A 6578-nucleotide genomic window follows, 5' to 3' on the forward strand; every position below is an offset into this window, starting at 1 on the left:
ACCACATAACCAAGGATGCATGGGGGTGGGGGTGTGTGGGGGTGTGTGGCGGGAGTAGTGGTGGTGGTTCAACTCGGTGGGCTGATCGAGTTGGCTGCGCAGGGGCTGTGTTGTGGTGATGGCTCCTGTGTTGGTTGAGGGTGTTGGCGGTGTGGAGTGTGAGGCTGAGTGATGGAGAGAGGTTGGAATGTGTTGGTGGGTGTGTGGTGTTGTGGGGGGATTGGTTTGGGGGCTGCAGTGGATGGGAGGGTGCGTCGGGGGTGGGGGTGTGTGGCGGGAGTAGTGGTGGTGGTTCAACTCGGTGGGCTGATCGAGTTGGCGGTGCGGGGGATGTGTTGTGGTGACGGCTCTTGTGTTGGTTGAGGGTGTTGGCGGTGTGGCGTGTGAGGGTGAGGCTGAGTGGTGGTGTTGTGTGTCTGGCCGCTGCTGCAGTGGGCGGGCTGTGGTGGTGGTCTCCCGGTGCGCGTGGGGGTGGCGGCGCGTGGGGGAGGGGTGGAGGGGTGTGAGGGTGCAGGGGCTCAACTCGTTCTGGGTCGAGTTGGTGATGGAGTGTTCGCTGGAGCTGTGGGGCGGTGTGGAGTGTGAGGGCGAGTGTTGGCGAGAGTGAAGTGTGTAGGGAGCGTGTGGTGTTTCGTGGGCGTTGAGAGGGTGTCTGGCAGCTGCGGGCAGGGGGCGGGATGTGGCGGCGGTGTCGTGATGCGGCGTGTGCGGAGGGTGTGCCGGTGCGAGGGTGAAGCAATGGTGTGGCGCAGAGGGGCCTGTGCGTTGCAGGAGTCAGGGCGGGCGCGGGGTCAGGCTGTGCGGGAGGCGCGTGTGCGGGCATGGGACAGCGTGGCCAGTTTGCCCGGAATGTTTTGGGGTGTGTGTCCCGGCGCGTTTCGGTCTTGCCTCGGCCATGGTCTGGGCCGGTGCAGCGGCTCTGGTCTGCGCTTGCTGTGTGTATATGTAGTGATGAGTGGTGTGGGACATGTGGCGGGGTGGCCTTGGGGCTGCAGGGCCAGGTGTGCCATCCCATCATGCCAGGCTCAGTGTGTGGGCCTGTGGCTTGCGGGAGGCAATGGGTCATGAGCTGGTGGGTGTGCTGTCACGGTGCTGTGTGGTGTCCAGGGGCCGAGGTGGCTGGCGTCCCCACTCCCTGATCGTGGTTGATCCTTGGCAGGTGTCCCCAGCCGGGCAGCGCCTTTGTCGTGGGCGTGTGTCGTGCATGCAATATGACCTTCCAAGCGGTGGTTCGCCTGGGATGGGAGCATGGTCGCTGCGCTGGCTTGCTGCCAGTGGCCAGGCCCTCATATGGTGATGGCGTGCCGGGTCATGTCCGAGTGCGTGGCTGCACCTGTTGTGGCGATCGTCAGCGTGGTTGTAGTGTTTGTGACGATATCATGCTGGTGCTGGGGCTGGGCTGGGTGCTGCCGGTGGGCGTGGTGGCGATTAAACTCCGTCACTGATGGGAATGGGGCTCAGGTGCTGCCCCGGTCGCCGCCGCTCTCTGCGTTGTGGCTGTGGTCGGGGCTGCTGATATGGAGGCTGGTACTGGAGCGGGTGTGTGTGTTGGTCGTCATTGTCTGCACAGTTGAGGTGGCTGTGGTTGTCATTGCCTGCAGCTGTGGTGATGGCTGATGGCGTTGGTGCTGGTTGTTGTCGTTGCTGCTGTTGTCTTGGTCGAGGTGGCGCTGGTGGTCACTGTCATTGATCGTGGCTGCGTCAGTGGCATCAATGCTGTCATTCTGTTGACGTTGTCACAGTGTGGCGGCATCAGGATGGGCCGGTGTTGTCGTCGTTGTGGCTGCATCAGCGGCGTCCGCCCTGCTGTGATGATTGGCGCGGTTGGAAGCTATGGTGTTCGCCTTTGCTGCTGCTGTGGCGATGGTTCATGACCTTGGTGCTGCTTGCTGTCATCCGAGTCATTGTGGTCCTGGTCGAGGGGGCACTGGTGGTCGCTGCCATTGCGGCGGTAGTGGCTGGCACTCCTTGCTGTCCACGTGGCCTCATTGACGGTACTGGTGGTCACTGTCATCACTGCGGCTGTGTCAGTGGCGGCTGGCGCTCCTTGCTGTCTGTGTGAAAGCAGAGGCGGCGTGGGGCGGTTGTTGTCATCGTTGCATCTATGTCAGCGGCATCGTGCTTGCCATGTTGTCAGTGTGGACGCAGTGGCAGCGCTAGTAGGCACTGTCATTGTCGCGGCTGTGTCAGTGCCAGTGGCGGCTGGCGCCCGTTGCAGCCCATGTGGACGCAGTGGCGGCGTTGGTGGCTGTTGTCATTCAAGTTGTTGGCAGCCGCCTCAGTGGCATGGACGTTCCATGCTGTCAATGTGGCCGCAGCGGTGGCATTGTTGGTCGTTGTCGTTGATTGTGGCTGTTTCAGTGGCGGCTGGCGCTCCTTGCTGTCCACGTGAACCCAGTTCATGTCGGTGGTCGTTGTCATCGTCACGCCGCTGTGTCAGTGGCGGCCGGCACTCCTTGCTGTCCTTGTGAACGCAGTGGCAGCATGGGGTGGTGGTTGTCAGCGCTGCGGCTGTGTCAGTGGCTATGGCCTCGCTGTGCTGTCAATGTGGACGCAATGGCGGTGCTAGTAGGCATTGTCATTGTCACGGCTGTGTCAGTGGCAGCCGGCACTCCTTGCTATCCGTGTGAACGTAGTGGCGGCATGGGGTGGTGGCTGTCGTCATTGCGGCTGCGTTAGTGGCTATGGCCTCGCTGTGCTGTCAAGGTGGACGCAATGGCGGTGCTAGGCATTGTCATTGTCACGGCTGTGTCAGTGGCGGCTGGCACTCCCTGCTGTCATTGTTGGCAGCCGCCTCAGTGGCATTGATGGTCATTGTCGTTGATTGTGGCTGTTTCAGTAGCAGCTGGCACGCCAGTGCTGCAGCCGTGGACGCCCTGGCGGCATTGGTGGTCGTTGTCATTGATTGCGGCTGTCAACCTTGCCATCAGCGGCGGCCAGCGCACCTTGCTGTCCATGTGGCCACAGCGGCGGTTCTGATGTGGGCCCGGATGGTGACCTGGTGTTTGGCAATCCCGGAGTTGATGTCATGGCTACCACAGCAGTGGATCATTGTGGCACGTCTCCCACTGGCACTCGGTGTCAGTGGCTCTCAGAGGCGGAGGCTCACTGGCTTGGATGTTGTGTGTGTCGGTGTGTGTGTGTGTGTCTCTCTCTCTCTCTCTCTCTCTCTCTGCCTCTCTCTCTCTCTGGCTCCCGTTTCTTGCTCTCCCTTCCCCTCTCTCTCCCTCTTCCTCCCCCCGGCCCTGATACAGTTGTGTAGTTGTCGCTGGCGGGTGCTTCTACATGGCTGTGTGGGGTTTCTTTTGTTCGTGTTTTGCATGTTTGTCCCTTTTCGTTTATGGCTGGGTCCCCTATCTTGGGCGTTTAAGGCCTCCTCAAATAAAGCTCTCTTTAACGAGATGCGCACACGATCACAACGTAGCTTGGGGAAGTGCCGCCTCCATCGCGCCTCCTTCTGCAGCACGAAGCTGTCAATGCAGTAACGCTGGTACTCCAGAGCGCAATCCCGCCAAGTGTTTCCAAGCCTGGTATAACCGTGTCCCTTGGCGGGAACAGGAACTTGAAGTGGGCAAAGGCTCGGTTGGCCTCCGCGTGTCTTCCGTGCACACAACCAGCGCCAGCAGTGCCTCCATGTCCGCTGCTGTGCGCCCACTTGGCTGGCCTGTGTTGATGTTTGCCTTCCGCAGTGCCAACAGGAGCCTGAGGGCGGCTGCGTCCTTGTGCCGCTTGGTGGCTGATGGGGCCGGTGCAGCATCTTCGCCTTCCACTGGCATGTCCAGCGCGGCCGCACACGCAGGATTGAAGGGATTGAGCATGCCCCGCGCTGCCCATGGATCGATCAACTTCGGCGTCTTCAAGTTCTCGCAGCATTCTCTGGGGCGACCGCACTGCATCCCCCGCCTCCTCCTCCTTACCCTTGCCGCCTAGACGACTGCCCTGGCCATCACCAAATGCTGCAACTGGCCAAGGATGAAGCTGTGCTCTCCCAGTGTCATCTTGCGCTGTGGTCCCTGGGTCTTGATGGCGCCGAACAGCCCCTCCAACCGCTGATGCGATGGTGTCTTCACGCTGACTCGGAATTTGCACCTGCCCGATCTCCCCGCGTCAGGGACTCGGACTCGGAGCTGTTGTGCGCACTGGTTGACAAGACTGCGAAGGGCGCCTTTGAAGTTGTGATAGGTGTCCATCGTCTGAGAGGCGAAGCCTTCCGAGTCCACCTTCAACCGTTTGGTGGCGTAGGCAGGCGGGCTCCCAGCCAGCGGACACGTGCTGTTTCCACGCCGCATCCACTGGCATCTCCATCCACTCAGAGTATATCTTCTCCAACTCAAGGAGGGCAGCCTGAGGATCGTCGGGGTCGTCAAATATGCCACGTAAGCTGCCCCGCCGAGTGCGAAAATACTGTACTGGGCGATGTAGCAAATGTCTCGTGTGTAGTATTCGCAGAGTCCCCTTGGGTTGGTGATGTGGCGCTTGTAGTAAAAATCCGGTTGGACGGTGGGGTCCGAGTCATCCTCTGGCTCGCACCGGGTGTGCTGCGCCTCGTACATGCACTTCAAGCGCAAGCACGTTGGCGTGTTCATCACGTCGTTAACAGCGACATCTTCATCTTGCCCCTGCGCCCACACCGAATCAGTAAGTGCTGGTGTGAATTGTATGTGCGTGTGCGGAGTTAGAGGGGTTGAGTGTGCGTGTTCTGTGTATGTGCGTGCGTGTACACAGTGCACGTGGGTGCGTGTGCATCCTGTGTCGTAGCACTTTGTGCGTGCATGGGTGAGAGTGTGTGTGTGCGTGTGTGCGTGTGTGCGTACCGGGAATCTAAGTCCACTGCTTCTTTGGACAGCTTCGGCGCTGTGCGTGGGGACGGATGGAATTTCAAGTCGAACTTCAGGAGGTCGTGCCAGTGTTGCCAGAGTACGGGGAAGAACTCCCACTTTCCAGTTGTTGCCCACCGCGTTCCGTACGACATCCGACGCGCCGGGTCCTTATGTGCGTCACCGGAGACTCGGAGGTCACGGTGGCAGCCTTCGAGCCTGAGGTTGTTGCGGAGGGACTTAAGGAGGTGTTCAATGTCGGGAAGGAACTTGAAGAACAGACGAGTCCCTGCCTCACAGGGGTGCGGCATAGAGAAGTCCTCCCGTTCCTCCGACTCGGAGTCCCTACCGGCGTCCTTGCGTTGGTGTGCCAGTGGCTCGGGTGACACAAGCACCGGCGCCTCCACCACTCACGTTGGGCATGACGCCATCCCAGCTCCTTGGCTCACCGCATGCTTGCATGCGGCTGCGCTGGATCCCGCCGCCGAGGTATGAACCCGCCCCACTGGCACGTGCGGAACCCCGGCCGTTCTAGTCCAGGTGGGTCACCGCCTCCAGCAGCCACCAAGGTTTTTATGGATTCTGTTCTAGTCTGTGGTCTTGGCGTGGTAGTGCCCAATGGGGAAGAGAACTTGCCGTCCAGCGATGTCCAGTACCACTGGCAAACAGAGTCAGCCAACATGTCAGCCACGCCCTCGTCCTCCACTAGCGGCCCGGTGGCATCCAAGTCTGTTGCAATCCCGCCCAGCGTGCCCTGAGTCACGTTGCGGGTGAGGCCTTCCTTCACATCTGTGTCGTCAAACTTGAGGACGCCGATGCGGGTAAAGCTGTCAGGCTCCAGCCCCAAGGCATTGGCTGCCTCCACCATGCGCGCCAGCCTGAGCGATGTGCGGTCCAACCCCACCTGGGTTGCGCCCACGTTGGTCTCATTCCGCATCGTTTGCCCCGAGGGGAGCGAGCGGAGGAAGTATCATCTCAGTGTACACAGTCACGCAGCCCTGCTTCAATCCATCTCGTCCACTGATGCCTGCGAATTTGCCACTTTCTCGCCAGCCTGCTGGACTTCACCAATGCACTTCGCGACTGTGCTCATTCACTGGTCCTGCGCCAATGGCTGCCAGTGTGTGTACCAGTAAGAGAGGCACTGTGCGGCCCGGGTGCAGTGTGATTGCCAGTTTGTGATGTGTGTTTGTCTTGTGTATTGGCAAGCCTGAGTGTGTGAGCGTGTGGGTGTGCTCACGCGCATGTGTTTTTTGCTGTATCCCCTGCCCTTGAGCTGTATGCTAGCCTTCATTACAATGTAAAATATTGCTCACCGAAGTAGTAACCGAAACAGAAATGCCGCCCCAGCCACCAGCAACCTGCGCCACAAGCACAGGTAAGACCAACATGCGCAATGCACACACGCGTGCACTCACACAGACCCGGCAGAAGTACGCAGCAATCACATCACAAACACATACGTGGTTCGAAGGGCGGTGCGAGCACGGGCGTCTCTTTGCAACTCCTGAGCGAGTGCAGGCTGTGAGAAGAATCTTGTGATGACGTCAGGGTTATTGACAACACAGCCCCCGTTGAGGGGCAACGCAAGCAGCCACGCGTCCTCCGCGCGGCCCCCTATCTCATAGTACTCTGCGGCAGACACAATGCACACATCCACATACAGACATTCAGGCAAGGATGCACAGGCCGTTCACTCAAACACACTGGCACACACACACACACACACACACACACACACACACACACACACACACACAC

2 protein-coding genes are annotated in these 6578 nt (G+C 60.0%); one reads left to right on the top strand and one right to left on the bottom strand.

The genetic code is table 11. The features are described 5' to 3' along the window. Positions 1-1616: 1616 nt before the first annotated feature. Positions 1617-1874 carry a hypothetical protein gene (locus tag P4L78_RS15160; RefSeq protein ID WP_309328689.1) on the top strand — a complete coding sequence of 86 codons (258 nt, stop codon included), beginning with the start codon at positions 1617-1619 and terminating at the stop codon, positions 1872-1874. Between the two features lie 3388 nt (positions 1875-5262). Here P4L78_RS15160 and P4L78_RS15165 read toward each other — a convergent pair. Next, positions 5263-5754, bottom strand: coding sequence for a hypothetical protein (locus tag P4L78_RS15165; RefSeq protein ID WP_309328690.1), 492 nt, complete (start codon positions 5752-5754; stop codon positions 5263-5265). Between the last annotated feature and the right edge of the window lie 824 nt (positions 5755-6578).

Origin of the sequence: Silvimonas sp., from assembly GCF_031291215.1 — a bacterium.
Lineage (GTDB): Bacteria > Pseudomonadota > Gammaproteobacteria > Burkholderiales > Chitinibacteraceae > Silvimonas > Silvimonas soli.